This window comes from Psychromonas ossibalaenae ATCC BAA-1528, from assembly GCF_000381745.1.
Taxonomy (GTDB): Bacteria; Pseudomonadota; Gammaproteobacteria; order Enterobacterales; family Psychromonadaceae; genus Psychromonas; species Psychromonas ossibalaenae.
Map to the genome: position 1 here is coordinate 36277 of NZ_KB906969.1, position 19434 is coordinate 55710.

17 protein-coding genes are annotated in these 19434 nt (G+C 41.3%); 2 read left to right on the forward strand and 15 right to left on the reverse strand.

From position 1 onward, the window contains the following. Positions 1-8: 8 nt before the first annotated feature. Positions 9-1628: a response regulator gene (locus G327_RS0102300; RefSeq protein ID WP_019613148.1), complete on the reverse strand. Its 1620-nt coding sequence runs from the start codon at positions 1626-1628 to the stop codon at positions 9-11. A gap of 352 nt (positions 1629-1980) precedes the next feature. Here G327_RS0102300 and G327_RS23875 point away from each other — a divergent pair, with 352 nt between their 5' ends. Continuing rightward, positions 1981-2172, forward strand: coding sequence for a DUF3545 family protein (locus tag G327_RS23875; RefSeq protein ID WP_019613149.1), 192 nt, complete (start codon positions 1981-1983; stop codon positions 2170-2172). A 114-nt stretch (positions 2173-2286) separates the two neighbouring features. Here G327_RS23875 and rpoS read toward each other — a convergent pair whose 3' ends face one another. The 9 genes from rpoS to guaB all read right to left on the reverse strand — a co-directional run bounded on the left by rpoS (position 2287) and on the right by guaB (position 11078). Further along, positions 2287-3300, reverse strand: coding sequence for an RNA polymerase sigma factor RpoS (gene rpoS, locus G327_RS0102310; protein WP_019613150.1), 1014 nt, complete (start codon positions 3298-3300; stop codon positions 2287-2289). A gap of 131 nt (positions 3301-3431) precedes the next feature. Beyond that, entirely contained in the window at positions 3432-4223 is a 792-nt protein-coding gene (locus G327_RS0102315; RefSeq protein ID WP_245542666.1) for a peptidoglycan DD-metalloendopeptidase family protein, read from the reverse strand. A gap of 81 nt (positions 4224-4304) precedes the next feature. Then, positions 4305-4886, reverse strand: a complete 582-nt coding sequence (locus tag G327_RS0102320; RefSeq protein ID WP_026339144.1) for a YqaA family protein — start codon at positions 4884-4886, stop codon at positions 4305-4307. 142 nt (positions 4887-5028) lie between these two features. After that, the gene (gene truD, locus G327_RS0102325) at positions 5029-6096 is read right to left on the reverse strand and encodes a tRNA pseudouridine(13) synthase TruD (protein ID WP_019613153.1); all 1068 of its coding nucleotides are present in this window, start codon (positions 6094-6096) and stop codon (positions 5029-5031) included. Further along, complete coding sequence (gene ispF, locus G327_RS0102330) at positions 6093-6575, reverse strand: 2-C-methyl-D-erythritol 2,4-cyclodiphosphate synthase (protein ID WP_019613154.1); 483 nt, start codon at positions 6573-6575, stop codon at positions 6093-6095. Before ispF ends, truD begins: the two co-directional genes overlap by 4 nt. A gap of 32 nt (positions 6576-6607) precedes the next feature. Beyond that, complete coding sequence (gene ispD / locus G327_RS0102335) at positions 6608-7285, reverse strand: 2-C-methyl-D-erythritol 4-phosphate cytidylyltransferase (RefSeq protein WP_019613155.1); 678 nt, start codon at positions 7283-7285, stop codon at positions 6608-6610. 4 nt (positions 7286-7289) lie between these two features. Further along, positions 7290-7568, reverse strand: coding sequence for a cell division protein FtsB (ftsB, locus tag G327_RS0102340; RefSeq protein WP_019613156.1), 279 nt, complete (start codon positions 7566-7568; stop codon positions 7290-7292). Positions 7569-7844: 276 nt separating this feature from the next. Then, positions 7845-9425, reverse strand: a complete 1581-nt coding sequence (gene guaA, locus G327_RS0102345; protein WP_019613157.1) for a glutamine-hydrolyzing GMP synthase — start codon at positions 9423-9425, stop codon at positions 7845-7847. Positions 9426-9611: 186 nt separating this feature from the next. Further along, a complete protein-coding gene (gene guaB / locus G327_RS0102350) occupies positions 9612-11078 on the reverse strand; it encodes an IMP dehydrogenase (RefSeq protein WP_019613158.1) in 1467 nt (488 codons plus the stop codon). Between the two features lie 459 nt (positions 11079-11537). Here guaB and xseA point away from each other — a divergent pair, with 459 nt between their 5' ends. Then, complete coding sequence (gene xseA / locus G327_RS0102355; protein WP_019613159.1) at positions 11538-12866, forward strand: exodeoxyribonuclease VII large subunit; 1329 nt, start codon at positions 11538-11540, stop codon at positions 12864-12866. A gap of 326 nt (positions 12867-13192) precedes the next feature. On the opposite strand, the gene G327_RS0102360 is transcribed toward xseA, so the two are convergent. From G327_RS0102360 to G327_RS27505, 5 genes are read right to left on the reverse strand one after another with little or no spacing between them, the layout of a single operon-like run. Next, entirely contained in the window at positions 13193-16924 is a 3732-nt protein-coding gene (locus tag G327_RS0102360; RefSeq protein WP_019613160.1) for a DUF6701 domain-containing protein, read from the reverse strand. Next, complete coding sequence (locus G327_RS0102365) at positions 16921-17400, reverse strand: MSHA biogenesis protein MshP (RefSeq protein ID WP_157600965.1); 480 nt, start codon at positions 17398-17400, stop codon at positions 16921-16923. The genes G327_RS0102360 and G327_RS0102365 overlap by 4 nt, the downstream gene beginning before the upstream one ends. After that, on the reverse strand, positions 17366-18121 hold the full coding sequence (locus G327_RS23880; protein ID WP_019613162.1) for a prepilin-type N-terminal cleavage/methylation domain-containing protein: 756 nt from the start codon (positions 18119-18121) through the stop codon (positions 17366-17368). Before G327_RS23880 ends, G327_RS0102365 begins: the two co-directional genes overlap by 35 nt. After that, positions 18121-18744 carry a type IV pilus modification PilV family protein gene (locus G327_RS0102375; RefSeq protein WP_019613163.1) on the reverse strand — a complete coding sequence of 208 codons (624 nt, stop codon included), beginning with the start codon at positions 18742-18744 and terminating at the stop codon, positions 18121-18123. The genes G327_RS23880 and G327_RS0102375 overlap by 1 nt, the downstream gene beginning before the upstream one ends. Beyond that, positions 18737-19264 (reverse strand): prepilin-type N-terminal cleavage/methylation domain-containing protein, encoded by a 528-nt coding sequence (locus G327_RS27505; protein ID WP_019613164.1) that lies wholly within the window; start codon positions 19262-19264, stop codon positions 18737-18739. The genes G327_RS0102375 and G327_RS27505 overlap by 8 nt, the downstream gene beginning before the upstream one ends. Between the last annotated feature and the right edge of the window lie 170 nt (positions 19265-19434).

The window sequence follows — 19434 nt, forward strand, 5'->3', positions numbered from 1 at the left end:
AGGGCAACTTATATAGCCTTTAACTCCTGTTCAAAAGAACTGTAACGTTTCTTCGACATATCATCGAGAGACTGCGATTCGATAACATTAATACACAGCTTGGCAATACGTTTTTTCTTCGAAAATTCAACACTGACAGGCCAGCCTTTAGTCATTGACTGTGCTAGATTCAGTGACAACTGACTATTATTCGGCATAATCTCGAAGGCTTCAAGAAACACACTGGTTGACGCAGGATATAAACCACTGCGGTAGAGTTTTATACCTTGTTCATTAAGGCTGAGAAGTTTAGCTATCTGTTCTTTATTACTCTGTTTAACTTTATTAATAAGCAGCAGATCACTCATAACTTCAATACTATTGTCATCTTCCGGAAAAGAGATCAGTGCTAGAATTTCCTCATATTTATCTGAGTTGCCTAATTCCAGCCAGGCTTTCGCTAAAACTAATGCGCTGTCCCGGCCGCATTCAATCACCATATCGATATTACAATCTGTTAAATTTTCTGAAGCAGGTTTTAACGCCCCGCGCATAATTGCCATCCGCGCTGAGACTATCTTTTCCAGCTCATAAAACTGCTCTTTATTAAAACGCAGCGAAGCACTTTTCAAGGTCGCCTGAACCTGTGAAAAAACTTTAGCCTGCTGCAGCTCGCTGCCGCCTTTGGCACGATCTAATAAACAGTGAATATAATTAAAATGATGATTAATATTCTCGTGTACCGAATGACGAGTATTATCCAGTACGGTTTTAAAACATCGCTGCGCGATTTCCCAATCCCCCTCCAGTAAAGAAAGATTTGCTAAAGCACGCTGCCTGGGGATATTTTTAGGAGATAGTTTTACCGATTCAACTAATATATCTTTTGCCTGCGAATAACATTCACGCTGGGCATAGATACTTGATAACCAGTTGAGCGCTTCAATGCGGGTTTCTCTCAACTCGCAAAGTTCAGTTAACAGGGTCGCAGATTCGGTGTAATCTTCAAGGTGATAAAATGCAATCGCCTTACCCAGCTTTGCCCAGGAAAAATCTCGGTGACCTAAAATAGAGTTGTATAAATCCAGGGCCATTTTAGGCTGCTTAAGATTTAATAAAACTTCTCCTTTGAGGCGCATAATAGGCAGTGCATATTTTTGATGGAGCTTGCTGGCTCTGCCGCATTCAGCCAGCGCTTTTTTGTAATCACGTACAGCAAGTGCATCATAAATACCGCCGAGCACTTTACGTTTTTCTAACGACCTCACTAAACGCGCTTCTAGTGTTTTATAAGAAAAAGGTTTTAATAAATAATCATCCGGCTGCAGTTCGACAATACCATGAATCACCTGTAACGCCGTTTCTGCGCTTATTAGAATAAATACAGTATTGGTTTTTAACAGATCTCTTAGTTTTAATTCTTCAAATAGCTGATAACCGTCTTTACCTTTTCCTAAGTTAAAATCACATAAAATAAAATCAAATTTTATTTCTTCACACAATTCAACGGCTCGGTCACCATTACTTGCGACTGAAATTTCTTTACAGCCCAACATCTGCAGCATGCCTTTTATAGCGCTTCTAATGGTATCGATATCATCAACAACAAGAACAGCCTGTGTAGAAAAGAAGTTACTGGGTAGTGCCATAGTTTGTTAATACCTAAAATTATTGGGAGCTTTCAAAGTTTAGCTGAACAGAGTATTTTCGCTATTAAATTAAGCGATTAAAGCAGATAACCTGCAGAGTATCACTGTTATTCTACCCTCCTGATAAATGTAATTTAAGCCCAGATCTTAGTTATAAGCAAACGGATCTACAATTCAGGAATAAACGCAGGCAGCGGCCTGGTATAAAGCTGGCAGTTACATTCTGACGGCTTAGCTCACGTTCTCTCTCATCGGTGAGCGGATGCGTATAAAAATGAATAAAAGAATGTCATAAAACTGCAATGATTAATGCTTATTGTCACCTTACTAACTGTGAAAATAAGGAGATAATATGCAATACAACAATACTGACACTGATATTCAATTCATTACTGATGAAGCACTATTTTTCATTCCTAAAAAAAGAACAGCTAAAACGAGAAAATGGCGCGAAATTGAAGCCGTAAAAGCCCGCCAGAAACTATCAAGAGAACTGCGCGATATAGATCAGGATTTTGATTACTGCAGAAATGACTTAGTATAAGATTTAATACACTTAAAATAAAAAACGCATCTTGTTAGATGCGTTTTTTTATTTTTAATAAGCAGACACCTCAAAGTACAGCTTGTGCATCATGAGGCACATCTTTATTTCAGATCAGATTTGAAATAAAGACTCTATCGATAATCCCTGCTCAGAAAGTACATCCCGCAGGCTTTTTAACGCTTCAACCTGAATCTGGCGAACACGTTCCCGTGTTAAACCGATCTCTTTACCTACATTTTCTAATGTTGCGGCTTCATAACCTAACAAACCAAAACGTCTTGCTAATACTTCACGCTGTTTGGGGTTTAAGTCTTCCAGCCAGTCAACGATACGCAGTTTCATATCATCACTCTGCAGTTCATTTTCCGGTGTTGCTTCCTTACGATCTGGAATAATATCCAGAAGCTCTTTATCTGAGTTGTTACCGATAGGAATATCAACGGAGCTGATCCGCTCATTAAGCTTTAATATCTTTGCCACTTCTTTTGCAGAGACATCTAATTCTTTAGCGATATCTTCTGCTGTTGGTTCATGAGTTAGTTTATGGGCGAGTTCGCGCGCAGTTCTTAAATACACGTTAAGTTTTTTAACAATATGAATAGGCAGGCGAATAGTGCGGGTTTGATTCATGATTGCACGTTCAATAGTCTGACGTATCCACCATGTTGCATAGGTTGAAAAACGGAAACCTTTTTCAGGGTCAAATTTTTCAACGGCCCGGATCAGGCCCAAATTTCCCTCTTCGACTAAATCTAATAGTGATAAGCCGCGGTTATTGTAGCGCCGGGAAATTTTAACCACCAGCCGTAAGTTACTTTCAATCATACGCTTACGTGAAACTTCATCTCCACGTAAAGAGCGCCGGGCATAATAAACCTCTTCAGGAGCGGTTAATAATGGAGAAAAGCCAATCTCGCCTAAATAAAGCTGAGTGGCATCCATTACCTTTAATTCGCTGTGTGTGGTGGCTTTTTTAGCGGCGTCCTCTTTTTTACTGTCATCGACAGCATTCTCATCGATAAATGCTTCATCAACAAACTGTTCTCCGTTCAGTTTGTCATTATTATTTTCAAATTTCTTTTCGTTTTCATCTACTTCTAAATTATTCTCGTTTGCCTTAACCATAGTTAAGCCCCCTTATAACGACCAAATTTTTATTAGTTGATAAACTAGTTATTCTGCTATGAACCCTATAACTTCCTGGTAACTTATAAAATTATATTTATTTCACACTAGGGTGTATCACGGTCAATTAATTACCTCTTAGGTAAATAACGTAATGGATCAACCGATTTACCTCGATAACGAATCTCAAAGTGCAGCTGTACACGATCAGTTCCGCTGTCTCCCATTAATGCAATTTTCTGGCCCATTTTTATTGATTCGTTCTCACGAACTAATAATTTTTCATTGTGTGCATAAGCACTCAAATAATCAGAATTATGTTTAATAATGATTAGATTCCCATAACCACGTAAACCATTCCCAGCATAAACAACTTTCCCTGATGCAGCAGCCTGTACAAATGTCCCTCTTTGATGTGAAAGGCTGATGCCTTTCATTCCAGCCTGTGATGACGAAAATGTTTTAGTCAGCCTGCCCTTTACCGGCCAAGACCAACCACTTACTTTTTTATTGGTGATTTGATTATTCTTTACTTCTTTTTTATCACTCTGATTATCAGAATATGCTTTTGTATTTTTCTTCACAAGTGTCTGTGAACTGTTTTTAGCACAGCTTTGACCTGTGCAGCCTGTTTGTACTTTTTTGCTGCTTGTTTGTGAAGATAGATCACTGTTTACACTTACTTTTTTAACAGCAGTTGATTTACTTCTCGTGCTGCCGATTAGACTTAATACCTGCCCTTCGTAAATAGTATAAGGAGCGGCTAAATTATTACGGGCGGCAATAGTATTCACATCCATACCAGAGCGCCATGAAATCGCATATAAGGTATCACCCGCTTTTACTTTATAGCTTTTTTGCCCGGTTATTTTGCCGGCGCTTTTATAATTAACACTTTTTTTACCCTGGGTGATATCCGCCACAGGTGCGCGCCCCCCCGGTGAAGAGCACCCGCTTAAGCTATAAATAGTAATCAATAAAAACAACAGTCTGTTCATAACGAATTAATGTTTAAGGAAAAAATATAAAACGACAGCAGCTAGAATGGTTATCCAGCCTAAAATATCAATGTACTGTTTAAGCTTGGCTTCCATTTTCTCGCCGCCGAGCACCATTAAACCAGCCACCAAAAAGAAACGCAGACCTCGCCCAACCAGTGCCGTCAGCATAAAGGGTAAAAAGACCATAGCCATTATACCGGCAGTAATGGTAAAAACTTTAAAGGGAATCGGTGTAAAACTGGCAATAAAAATAACCATCACTCCCCAGTCAGCAAACCATGCCTGAGCAGTCTGCATCTTATTTTGATATCCCATAAACTCAACAAAAGGCAACACTACCGGGTCATATAATGCATGGCCGATGTAATAACCCGCAGCTCCGCCCAATACAGAAAAAACAGTTGCTCCAAGCGCATAACGCCAGGCTAAGCTGCGTTTAGCAAGCGCCATCGGAGCAAGCATAATATCAACAGGAATAGGCCAGAAAACAGACTCAACAAAAGCGGTTAAATACAGATAAAAAGGCGCATATTTATGTTTTGACCAGATCATTACTTTTGCATATAGAGGGGAAAAAATTTTCAACGTTTTTCTCTTTTATTTAATCGTTAACCGTTTTTTATATCCAAATACACGACTGCCGAAGCGGCGCAGATAATTATCCACCTAACCTGGCAGTCAAAGAATTTATAAGCCGCGTGATTGAAATACAGCCGTTTATCATTCTCTATTTTGTATTGATTAATTCACGTATCACACTGGTTGCATAACAGCCCGACGGTAAATAGAAATCGATTTTTACCACACTGTCATCAAGCCAGGAGCTTGAAAACTGTTCTGGAATCAGCAGTAAAGGACGGCGTTCCTGTTTTAAACCGTTTTTTGCCAGACCAGCCTGCAGTTCTTGATAAGGGCTTAGTAAATCCGTCTCATAGGCTCGAGCATCTGACTCTGAGGTTAGTTCGCCAGCGCCCCATAAAGGAGCCGTTAAACAAATTTCACGCTCCAGAAGACGCTGCATACTACTGTCATTAAGCTCTGTCAGCGGAAAAAACGAACGGTTTCCGACAAACTGTACACAGTCTCCCAGTAACGGCTGCTTGTATAAGTCATCTTTAATACGTGCTGATATCACCTGATTAAAAAGGTAGCTGCGTGCGGCACTTAAATACATACCGCGTTTAAAACGATCTTTAATTTTACGGCCCTGAAACATAGTTAATGCAGCGCTGATATTATGACCGTCAAAACCGAAACGCTGTTCACCAAAATAATTAGGCACGCCCTTCTCTACTTGATAGATAGCTTTTTCCAGTGCTTCTCTGTCACTAATTTCACGTAATACAATGGAAAAATAATTACCGGCCAGCGCACCGGTTTTAATTTTTTTATTGTGGCGTACTACCTTTAAAATCGTCACTCCCTCGGACTCAAACAAAGAGAAGTCAGGCGTTATTTTTCCGGGTATATGCAGCGAAAACCACTGTTTAGTATCACCCTGACGATCTTTAAGACCCGCATAACTGACATTGCGCGCAGGGATCCCGGCAAACTTAGCCAGTTGACGTGCTAAATACTGGGTATTTTCACCCACTTTCTGCACCCACAGACAAACATGCTCACCTTCCCCGCTCAACTCAAACCCCAGGTGTTCCTGGACATTAAAATCTGCACATGATTGTTTAAATACACCGCGGCTTTGCGGCTCACCGTATAGATAATTAAAATCTAAGCTGAAGACAGGTTTATTATTTTCTGCAGCCGGGTGTTCTTGGTCATTACTTACTTGATTCATTTTGTATTCTTAATTAATAAAACCACAGCGTGTGTTGCAATACCTTCACTTCTGCCGATACTGCCCAGCTTTTCTGTGGTTGTTGCTTTTACATTTATATTACCGATTTCAGTCTCCAGCAAAGATGCTATTTCCAGGCGCATCTCTTCAATAAACGGCGCCATTTTCGGCGTTTCAGCCACAATAGTCAGATCCACATTACCAATTCGATAACCTTTAGTCTGTGCATGGTGAAAAACTTCTTTAAGCAGTGTGCGACTGTCAATCCCCGCATACTTCTCATCATTATCAGGAAAATGGTGGCCGATATCTCCAAGAGCTAACGCCCCCAGCACAGCATCACATAAAGCATGCAGAGTTACATCACCATCAGAATGAGCAATCAAGCCCTGCATATAAGGAATTTTAATACCGCCTATCGTAATCGGCCCCTGTCCGCCAAATTTATGCACATCAAAACCATGTCCGATACGAATCATGTTGATTTCCTTTTTTGTTTATAAGTTTTCATTTACTGAGACAGATACAGCTCAGCCAGAATCAAATCTTCTTCCCGAGTTACTTTTAAATTATCACTGCGCCCTTCAACAATATTAACCGTCATTCCTGACATTTCCATTGCAGAGGCTTCATCGGTGATACTTTTCGGATGACTTGCCGTTTGTATCGCAGTTATTAACTCATTATTAAGAAACATTTGCGGTGTCAGCGCATGCCATAAATTTTCGCGGTCAACGGTTTCAATAATAAGCCCGCAGTCTGAACTGCGCTTCATTGTATCGCGTACCTTCGATGCCAGAATTGCGCCTTGTTTTGAAAGCTGTACAGAACTAATCAGTTTATTGATATCAGAACTGCGAATACAAGGCCGGGCAGCATCATGGACTAATACATAATCGTCTGTATTAACAACCTGCAGTGCGGCTAATACTGAATCAACACGCTCTTTACCGCCGGTTACAATCTCTACTTTAGGATGCTTCGCAACAGCTAACTTTCTAAACCAGCAGTCATTATCAGCAATTGAAACAATCACTTTATTGATTTCCGGGTGACAGATAAAAGGCTCAAGACTATGCTCGATAATCGTTTTTCCCAGCAGTTGTAAATATTGTTTAGGAATATCGGCACCGACCCGCTTACCAATACCCGCGGCAGGGATCACTGCCGTTAAATTAAATAAACTCATCAGCTTAATCCTCTTTCGGGACAATACGAAAAAAAGTCTCCCCCTCTTTCACTAATCCTAATTCATTGCGTGCTCGCTCTTCAATAGCCTCAGAGCCCTGTTTTAAATCATAAATTTCTGAAAACATCAGCTGATTGCGCTGCCTCAACTCTTCGTTACCAGCAGCCGCAAGCTCTACCTCTTTCTGCAGAACATGATTTTCCTGTAAGCCGTTTTTGCCAAACCACAAATGATACTGCTGCAGAGCCAGCAAAAAAATGAGCACAAGCATTAATAAACGCATATATGAATTGGTCCTGATGAAAAACAAGCGACAGTGAAAAGAAACTATTCTCACACATTAGCCTATAAATTCCTATGTGAAATAGGTATGTATCAGAGGATAGCCGATGTATTTAAGACTATTTAAACGAAGGCAGGAAACAGACACAGGTAAGCAGTAAAACCTTTTTCAAAAAGACAATATTTTGACGGATGGCGGAAAACCGTCAGGACTCATTAAAATTAAGCAATAAAAAAGGCGCTAAAAGCGCCTTTTATTAGGATAACTCAAAAGAGTTTATTCCCACTCGATAGTTGCAGGCGGTTTACCTGAAACATCATATACCACCCGTGAAATACCATCGATTTCATTGATAATACGGTTTGATACATGACCGATTAAATCGTATGGAAGGTGCGACCAGCGTGCTGTCATAAAGTCGATAGTTTCAACACAACGCAGTGATACAACCCAGTCATATTTACGACAGTCACCCATTACACCAACAGAGCGTACTGGAAGGAAGACCACAAACGCCTGACTTACTTTGTGGTAAAGATCCGCTTTATGCAGCTCTTCAATAAAGATAGCATCAGCACGGCGCAGTAAATCACAGTACTCTTTCTTAACTTCACCAAGAACACGCACACCTAAGCCAGGTCCAGGGAACGGGTGACGGTAAAGCATATCGTACGGTAAACCTAACTCTAAACCGATTTTACGTACTTCATCTTTAAACAGTTCACGCAGCGGCTCAACTAAGCCCATTTCCATATCGTCGGGTAATCCGCCAACATTATGATGAGATTTGATAACATGCGCTTTACCTGTTTTAGAAGCGGCTGACTCGATAACGTCAGGATATATAGTGCCCTGTGCTAACCATTTTGCATTAGTTAGTTTTTTCGATTCTTCATCGAAAATTTCAACAAAAACATGACCAATCGTTTTACGCTTCACTTCCGGATCGCTTTGCCCCGCCATTCTTTCTAAGAAACGGTTTTCGGCATTAACATGCACAATGTTTAACCCGAAATGGTCACCAAACATGTCCATAACCTGCTGGCCTTCGTTTAAACGAAGTAAACCGTTATCTACAAATACACAGGTAAGTTTATCGCCAATGGCACGCTGCAGCAGCATAGCAACAACTGATGAATCAACACCGCCGGAAAGGCCCAGGATCACTTCGTCGTCACCAATCTGCTCTTTCATGCGCGCAACCGCATCTTCAATAATTGAAGCAGAAGTCCAAAGTGTTTCACAGCCGCAGATTTCAACTACGAAATTACGCAGCATACGCTCGCCTTGGCGAGTATGGGTTACTTCAGGGTGGAACTGTACGCCGTAAAAACGTTTTTCTTCATTAGCAATAGCGGCAAACTGGCAGGTTGCTGTATTAGCAGCTGTAACAAAACCTTCAGGAATTGCAGACACTTTATCACCGTGGCTCATCCACACATCTAATAATGCATTACCGTCGGCCGCAACTGCATCTTCAATAGACTTAAACAACTCACAAGGAGCCTGAACTTCTACTTGTGCGTAACCAAACTCGCCTTCACCTTCGCCTTTAATAACCGCACCGCCAAGCTGGTGAGACATTGTCTGCATGCCGTAACAGATACCTAAAACCGGTACGCCGGCATTAAATACATATTCAGGAGCACGTGGGGACCCTGCAGCAGTTACACTCTCAGGGCCACCCGCTAAAATAATACCGTTGGCATTAAAATCTTTAATATCCTGCTCATCAACATCCCAGCTCCAAAGCTCACAGTAAACACCGATTTCACGGATACGACGCGCGATTAATTGTGTGTATTGAGAACCGAAATCTAAAATAAGAATTCGCTGTTCGTGAATGTTTTTGCTCATTGGGTGATCCTTTTTTATAAAGAATAGAAGACGGTAAAACCGTCTTAGTAATATTATTCAGCTGTCTGATTAACAGCAGCTGTTAACAATTCAAAAGCGCAGAAATTAGTTTAAGTCTGCTAACAGGCCGCATTGCCGCGCAAAGCGTAAACAACGAAACCTGTATCAGGATTGTTATTAAGGTGACTAACTGCCAGAACGGTAGTTAGGTGCTTCCTTCGTGATTGCAACATCATGCACGTGACTTTCGCCCATACCTGCACTGGTAATTTTCACAAACATTGCTTTGGTGTTCATCTCGTGAATTGTTGCACAACCCGTCAAACCCATTGATGAACGCACGCCGCCCATCTGCTGATGAACAATCTCTTTCACTTTACCTTTGTAAGCAACGCGGCCTTCAATACCTTCAGGTACTAATTTATCGGCGGCATTATCAGACTGGAAGTAACGATCCGATGAACCCGACGACATAGCGGCAAGAGAACCCATTCCACGGTAGGATTTGTATGAACGGCCCTGGTATAAAATGATTTCACCAGGAGATTCTTCAGTACCGGCAAACATGCTGCCCATCATGACACATGATGCGCCGGCAGCTAATGCTTTTGCGATATCACCGGAGAAGCGAATACCGCCGTCAGCAATAACCGGAATACCAGTGCCTTCAAGGGCTGCAACAGCATCAGAAATAGCTGTAATCTGCGGTACACCGACACCGGTAACGATACGGGTAGTACAGATAGAACCCGGGCCGATGCCGACTTTAACAGCACTACAACCGGCAGCGGCTAACGCTTTAGCACCTTCACCAGTTGCAACATTACCACCAACAATCTGCAGATCCGGGTAAGTCGCACGCGTTGCTTTAATACGATCTAATACACCTTGAGAATGACCGTGAGAAGAGTCGATCAGCAGCACATCAACACCCGCTTCAACTAATGCGTCGATACGCTCTTCGTTACCTGCACCAGCGCCGACAGCAGCACCTACACGTAAGCGGCCTAATTCGTCTTTACATGCATTTGGTTTACGCTCTGCTTTACGGAAATCCTTAACTGTGATCATGCCTTTTAATTTATAGTTATCATCCGTTAATAATACTTTTTCAATGCGGTGTTTGTGCATTAAAGTTTCAACTTCATCACGAGGCGTATCTGATTTAGCGGTCACAAGGTCTGCTTTGCCGGTCATAACAGCTGAGACTGGTTTTTCCAAATCGGTTTCAAATAAAACGTCACGACCTGTGATAATACCCACTAATTCGCCAGATGCTTCAACAACCGGGTAACCAGCAAAACCGTGCTGTTCTGTCAGTTGGCGTATCTGACCTAAGGTTGTTTGTGGAGATACTGTAACGGGATCTGCAACAACACCACTTTCATGGATTTTAACTAAACGTACTTGTTCAGCCTGCATTTCAATTGACATGTTTTTATGAATAAAACCGACGCCGCCTTCCTGTGCTAAAGCGATAGCAAAACGTGCTTCAGTAACAGTGTCCATAGCTGCAGAAACAACTGGAATATTTAATGATATTGTTGGAGTTAGTTGGGTTTTTAAGTCCGCAGTATTTGGAAGTACAGTCGAATGACTTGGTACTAATAATACATCATCAAATGTTAATGCATCTTTGGCAATTCGTAGCATTGCAATATCTCACTTATAGTTGGGAGGATTTTCAATATACCCAAATTACTTGGGTATGATATTGCGGAGGGATTTTAATCCTTATGTGAGCTAACTACAATTAAAAATTCATCTGTTAAGCATATCTTTTTATCAATATATAAATAATGCTAAGATTAATACCCAAGCTACCCCAAGAGACAAGAGTCAGCAAGTCGATAAATGATGAGATTCTAGGCAGAAGGTTGACGATCTAGCCCGCTAAATCAAAACCTTCTAACAACGAAGGTTATCGTTTATCGCCTTGTCCTTCGGAAGTTTAGCCCGAAAGCTAGCACTGCGCTGCAGCATTTGAAAAGGGAATTACCATTCTCATCATGTTGCGCCTTGTTCTAGCATCCGGGCTAAACTCTGAATTTGCATCTTGAGGTAGTTTGGATATAACTCAATTTCCCTGCTAATAAATTGCGATAAACGATAATGATCTCACAAAATAAGAATATCTATAGCGTCAGCAGCCTTAACCGCGCAGCTAAATCACTGTTAGAAACGGGTCTTGGCGTAATCTGGTTATCAGGGGAAATTTCCAATTTAACCATCGCGGTATCCGGGCACTGGTATTTCACCCTTAAAGATCACAGCGCTCAGGTACGCTGCGCTATGTTTAAAGGTAATAACCGCCGCAGTGGTTTTACCCCGAAACATGGTCAGCAGGTTTTAGTACGCGCAAAACTAAGCCTTTATGAAGCACGTGGTGATTATCAGCTGATTGTGGAAAGTATGGCTCCAGAGGGTGACGGTTTATTAAAGCAGCAGTTTGAAGCATTAAAGTGCCAGCTGGCTGCTGAAGGGCTGTTTTCTGAAAGCAGCAAAAAACCATTACCGCAGATTATCAAACGCATCGGTATTATCACTTCGTCAACCGGCGCTGCTCTGCACGATATTTTAAGTGTCTTAAAACGCCGCGATCCGCGCTTACAGGTTATTATCTATCCGAGTCAGGTTCAAGGTGCCGGCAGTGCCGAGTCCGTAGCGGCGCAGATCCAGTTAGCTAATGCACGTAATGAGTGTGATTTACTGATTGTCGGACGCGGCGGCGGTTCATTAGAAGATCTATGGTGCTTTAATGAAGCAGTGGTTGCTTATGCTGTTTTTAACAGCCAGCTGCCCGTTATCAGCGCGGTAGGCCATGAAATTGATGTCACTATCAGTGACTTTGTAGCCGATATTCGCGCAGCCACCCCTTCTGCAGCGGCAGAACTGGTCAGTCAGAATAAGACTTTCGTGGAAACACAGTTACAAACATTATCAAACCGGCTTAAACAGGCAATATCTGCAGATCTGCAGCTAAAAGCACATCAGCAGAATTTATTAAAACAAAAACTACTGCAGCACGATCCTAAGCATAAACTGCAGCAGCAGAGTCTACAGCTGGATGAGTTATCACTGCGTCTGCAGCATGCGATGACTCGTAAACTCAATCAGCAGAATAATTATACTCAGCAGCTTCACGGCAGTTTAATGCAGCATAGCCCTGAGCAGACCATTAACATCGACCTGCAGAAACAAACTCAGCTTAAAAGCCGTTTACAAACCGCAATGTTAAACAAACTTAAGCAGAGCGAAACAGATCTGCACAATAACATCACTCAGTTAAATACAGTCAGTCCCCTGGCAACCCTGGCGCGCGGCTATGCTATTGTTAAAGATAAAAAAGGTAAGGTAATCACAGATGCTTCACTATTGAATAGTGGTGATAATCTTAATATTCGCTTAGATAAGGGAGAGGTTAAAGCGCAGGTGCTATAGCTATTCGGCATGTAGGGCGAGCAGACATTTAAACCGTCATTGTAGGGGATTTCGTCCTGACGGCGACTTACTTTTTCTCAACAGCAATAAAAAAGTAAGTAAAAAAGTGCCGTTCTGAACATTTTTTATTCTTACCCGCCCAACAACTTCTTAACGTACCGCCTTTGAATGCACATCCCTGTGCATGCAAAGGCTAATTAAATCATCCATGATTTCTCTTGCTAAAGTTTTTGTACGTATAAGAAAAACGTAAACGGAAATTTTCGCAGCCACATTGGCTAGGAAATTATTAAATGACTAAGAGCCTCCAATTCAAGTTGTAATAACTAATCGAAGGTCTGCAAACGGTAGATAATGCGGTCATTTCCTCGGAACAGTCCAAATGAAACTTCTCCTGAAATACATTCAGTTTCAGTAGGCGAACAAGCAACTGCATTGCCGTTGTCTAATAACCACGGAGCAACAGTACTTAAATCAATAAAATAATTTAAGTTTCCACGATCCTTTGGTGCAGAGAAATCAAAATAACTTACACCGCCAATCAGCGGGCTGTTTAATATTTTTAATTTCGTTGTACCTGTTTCAATCGTGATTTCATCTGCTCCATTTTTAATCGGACTGGCACTCACTTGCGGCATAGTTACCGTTGTACAACTGTCCTCTGTAAGCGGCACAAAGTGACTACCGTCATAATAAGTGGCTTGGATAGTGGTGCGAATCGGCTGAAATTCACTGCCGTAACCATTGCCGGCTTGCAGACGGCCATACATTAAATCGCTTAACTCCCCTATAGAACATCTATCCTCGTTACAGGTGTCAGAAGAATTTGTCTGTAATTTTTCTTCATCAGTCCCTGTTAGCTCTATGCGATAACGAACTTTATTTGAATTTTCAAAAGGTCCATCAGGTACTATGTTATTGTCAGCATCAACGGTTTTTCTTAACCCCAAATTAAACTGGACTGTCGTATTAACATTATATTCTCCTTTCACCCAAAGTGCTTTATCATAAGCTTTGGACGAAAAGATACGATTAAGAGTACTGTTATCTTTATAGCCGGTCAGTTCCGTTCCGTCTACGGCATAAGCAAAATGCTTAAAGTCGCTTGCTACAGAGTAACCTAAGCCATGATCATAATTACTGGTTACTTGCGGTGTTTCATCTGTACTAACTTGAGAATAAGCTTTCATTGAATAACTCAGCGCTAATGCATCTGGCTCTCCGATATAGGTAAAGTCATTATCGCTGCAAACTGGGGCACTGCTAAAACTTCCCACAGTAAATGCTAAATAATCAGGATAAAAGCGTCCGACTAACGTATCGCTTTCCAAATCAATTTTGTTACCCAAAATTAAATAATTTTCACTTTCTGCGCGCAAATTGATACTACCTACTTCACTAAATGCCATTTTAGGCGATACAGCAGAAGTTAATGTCACTTTAAATGGTTTATTACTTGGAGTATGCAATGTACCTTGCGCACCTGAAACTGGAAAAGCAATTTGATGACTAAACTTGATAATATCATTCTCGTTACTTCCATTAGCAAAACTAGGCGCAGTGACATAAATAGTATCATCAATTTTACCACCACAATTTGCAGCAGCAGCCGAAGTTTTATCATTGCCTGTATTTGTTTTACAATCAATAAACCCTTGCACCTCCACTGTAAACGTATCTACAGCATCAGGAATACCACTCTCATTATAAACGGGGTTACTGGCTCGAATAAAACCATCGCCAGAGCCTTCCACCAGAGGGATTTTTATACTGTTTTTTTGACCTAATACTTTGTTTATTTTCAAAAAAATCGGATTAACAATGGTTTCAACTGCCCCCTTTATTGTTGGGATATCAACATCTTTTACATTTATTTTAACCTTTCCTGCATCGGGGTAATTAGCAGTAACCGTTGCCACGCCAGCAGAAAAAGCAACAGGCAACGCCACAGCATCTAACTCCGTCTTGCCAATAGGCGTTGAGTTAATTTCAACCTGTTTACCTTCCCCTTTTACATCCGTTATATATTCAGACCAAAACGCTATATTTTCAGGTGAGTATAATTCACATACTTTTGTTTCTTGGTTTTCTTTAACGGCAGTTAAAATAAGTTCAAAAGGTAGATTTGCCGTATTAATACACGTGCCAAGCTCCCCATTTACACAAGATGAATCCATTTTTAATAAAGAAGAACGAAAATTAATAGTCGTATCACTAGCCGCATCGCCGTTTTCAACCGTTATTTTTACACTTCCCACATCTGTGTGCAGTAAGCCGAACTCAACTTGACCAGTGTCATTTACATGAAACTGATAGGTCGCCTGCCCGTCATTTGAAGTGCCGGTATTTGTTAGCGTTCCTCGCCCGTTTAATAAACTCCACTGCCCCTTATTTGAGTCAGTTGAAAGGTTAACGGTCCCCGGGTAGCTGCCATCGATATTCTCACCCAAAAATACTTTTAAACCTATCGACTGCGCCTCACAGGTCAGCGCCTCAGGTGATGTAGTTATAACAAAATCATATTCAGAAGGCGTCACACCACATATAAATTTGTTTTCAATTATTGCATCATCTGACATTTTTAAATTAGCAGATGCTATACGCCCTTCAATGTAAGTATCACCATTTAATTCAACATTACCATCAGCATAGAGCGAACCGCTAAAGCGAGCATTACCGTTAAAAGTTATCGTTTCCCCTGCTGCAAAAACAAACTGTCCAGGCAGAGCCGTATTACTCCTTTCAATACTGCCCTGAATGCTATCGCTCTTACTAACAAACAAGTAAACATCCCCCTCTTCTACCTCTATCCGCGAGGTTTCACTAGTCACTCCTAAGCCGCCTATCGCATAAATCCCTTCATTTAAATAGACAGCGGCACCGCCAAAAACATTAAGCCTGTTAATACGGTATACCTGCTCAGGTGTTTGTGAAGAAAACGTTAATGTACCACCGGCATATACGGTAATATCGCCAAAAGCAGTGCCCTTAAATTTATCCGTTGCAGAACCGGAGTCACCAAGTGTAATATCTAAACCATCTCCCCATAAGGCAACATCAATGTTAGGTGCTTCAATTGTGGGGATAGTAAAAGAAGAAAGCTCAGAAGATTGATCCCCTGTACTCGTACACTGCACACCTTCCCCGCAACCATTGACATTGCCGTATAGCTCATGAGAGTAAAAATCAAATTTATCTGTGTCATCAATAATTTTCGAATTCCCCCACATGGTTAAATGACCACTGCTGCTGTAGCTCTGTGCAGCATCTTGAAAAATAGGACTACACTGTTCGCTTAATTCATCTACGGGTAAATAAATTGGAGCTAATGGAGGGGGAACAGGGGATCCATTTTCACAAGTTTCACCGCTTATATCACTATTAACATTCCGCAAAACAATCCCGTCTTGGCTATAAACATCGCCATTTATTACTGCATTATTATTAAGGTAAACATCTCCTACCGCATAAATATTGCCGTTATATCGAGCATTAACATCTAAATAAACCGCACCTGTTACATATAAATTTTCAATGCGTCCTTCCACTGGTAGTGTTTTATTTTTAGCAACATAAAAATCACCTTCATGAAGTCTGTAATCACTGACATCTGGCGGATTTAAACAGTATGAATCACGCGGTTCAACCCAAGGACAAGCTTCCGCATGCCCATTCCAATTAACCGTAGAGTTATACTCAACTTGCTCTTCTGAATAAATATGACTGTTTTTTATCTGAGTCCGATTTTTAATCGTGGCCTTTTTAACGCTATAAAAAAGGCTGTTTATTATTTCAACATGATGCCTTACTATCAGTGTTCCAGTAATGTAAAAAGTAACATTTTCAATTTCTGCATACTTTCTTATTTCTAAATCCCCATCAATATAATATTTTTTATTGGTTAATATGCTATAAGAATCTACATATGCGCTTGAATTAACCACATCCACACCGGGTTGGTTTTTAAAATCATCAAACATTGAAGGCACAGTGCAGTTTGCCCATGCTTGTGGAGTGACAAAAATAAATAGTAAGCACATCTGATAAATCAGTTTCATAAATTAGTCGCCTCGACGGTTATTTGACGGCGTGTGATGATTTGTGAATTTTTACACTCAGCAGTGCTGACCACATTATAACGCGTGCTAATTCCCGCTGACGCTGCCAGCGTATTACAAACATATGTCACGGTACAGTTATGGAAACCAGCACTACTAGGTAGAGCTGGCGTAATCACTGATCCCGTACACTGCGTCGCATCTGCTGTAGAAGCTCCAAGCGGGAAAATATTAACCAATGCTCTTTCACTGCCAGAATAGGCCGACAGATAAGCACGAGCTGCATACACTTCATAGCTTGCCCCCTCTGCGCTGTCGCGCTGCAGTGACATTAAACTTGCTCCTAACAATGAGATCACAACAATCACAAAAACAGCCACCACAATTGCACTGCCGGACTGTTTTTTTAGCGCACCGGCACTTTGTTTACGGGACCTTGTTTTATGGTACATTGCTGATATGCAGAGTTTGTTCAACGGGCACCTCCTGTCCATCAAAATCTAAGGTAAAGGAGACTTTCACTAAGCTGTTTCGCTGCAGGGAGGCTTCACTTGCCGAAAACCTGCCTTTCATATTTTCGCCCATCAGGTGTTTCTCTTTTCCATCACAATTTTCAGCACGAAACAGATCATTAGTACCTGTAAAATAATAACTTACGCTGTCACGAATGATATAAAGCCGCTTAGCAGGGGATCCCAAAGAGAAACCAGCATCATCGTTAAATGTTAAACGGCTATTGGTTGTATCGGATGTTAGCGGCTTAGCAACTTTTGTACTATCAAGATCAATAGCAGTAAGCAGGTAAACAACCGCTTTATCACCCTCTGCAAACCTATAATCCGCAACGGGGATAGTCGCGATTGTACCTGTTGCACTACTAATAGGATTGATAGGGAAATCCGCCGCGTAGATAGAGCTGGCAACAATCGGGGTAAAAGTCAGACACTGTCCGCCGGCTGTTACAACAGCACTATTAGGCAAAGCACCTGATACTTCGCGGCGCAGGCGTTCCATCACAAAACGCACACTGTTTAATGATTTATCACGTTCTGCAATATCAGTATAAATATCTACTCCACTGACAATATAATTACTGGTTGCAATACCTAATACCGATAAAATGATGATCACAATCACCAGCTCGATTAAAGTAAACCCTTTCTGTACAACTGATGTAACAGGCTTAAGAGAATTCATTAATAATTCCCCTTAAATGCAGAAAATAATATCTGTTCATCACTTGGCGTTCGAACTGTTACATCAATACGTTTCATCTGCTCGCCCGCATCCACCGTATCAACTGCCAGCATAGAGTCATCAGCAACAACTGCAATTTGTATCCAGTAGTTCTGATACTGACCCGCTAAATTATTACCCAGCGCATCACCATAAGTAACCGCATTAACAAAGCCGCTGGTGATAAAATCATCCACATCATTAAAGTCCTGATGCTGCCCGGCGGTTTCACCTGCATCAATGCCGTAAACCGTTGAACAGGCGATCGGCACAGGCGTGCCGCTTGTCTGCCAGACGCTGCCGTCATACCACAAAGCGGCATCTCCCCATATTTCACCGCAACGGTAACGACCGCCATTATGATCCGAGTTTTGATCATAACTGTGCGCTAGGATATTCTGCAGAATACTCTGTCCAAGCTGTGAAGCACGTAAACGGTAAAGCGGCTCGAGAGAGTCTTTACTTTGTGAAATCAGCATGGTATTCATCACCATCATAGCGATCGCCAGCACCACAATACCCACCACCAGCTCAACCAGCGTAAAACCTTTTATTTTTTGGGGAGAGTATTTGTGGTTATTCATGAATATAGCCCTCGCTCTCAATATTAACGCTCAGACCATTATCGCCATCAAGCTTAATCTCAAAAGGGGTGGTTATCAGATTATTATTAATAATTAACCGGCCCTGCAGGTCAAATCGATAATTGGCAGAACTGAGCATGTTATTAGGGTAGCGAACAACATTATACTGATTATATTCGTCACTAGCACAAACATCAGTCCCTGAAGACGGTAGACTACAAGACTCGTTATTTCGATAGGTATGCAGATGGTAGAAACACTTTTCTTTCACCACCAGCCAGTAACAGGCATTATCTACAGCACCCGCAGTAGGATCTGCGTTCATGCCCTGCAGCTGTACCAGGCGTAACCGTGCAATGAGCTGATCCTGCACGGTATAATCTTCAAAACCTGATTTACTGACAAACTTAGGTACGGCAACCACAGCTAATACGCCAAGCACAATAATCACGATCACCAGTTCAATCAGGGTAAACCCTTGTTCTTTAAATATGGAATCAGCTGCAGAAATGCGTGACATTAAATATCCATCTATTTGTATTGTAAGTCTTAAATTATAACCCGATTTTCTAACTTAACCGCTTTTTATCCTCGTTACTGTTCTTTCTACCGGCAAGTAAATAATAAGCGACTAAACAGCTGAAATATTAAACTCTGCAAAGCTGATTGGTGGTTTTGATTATTATTAAG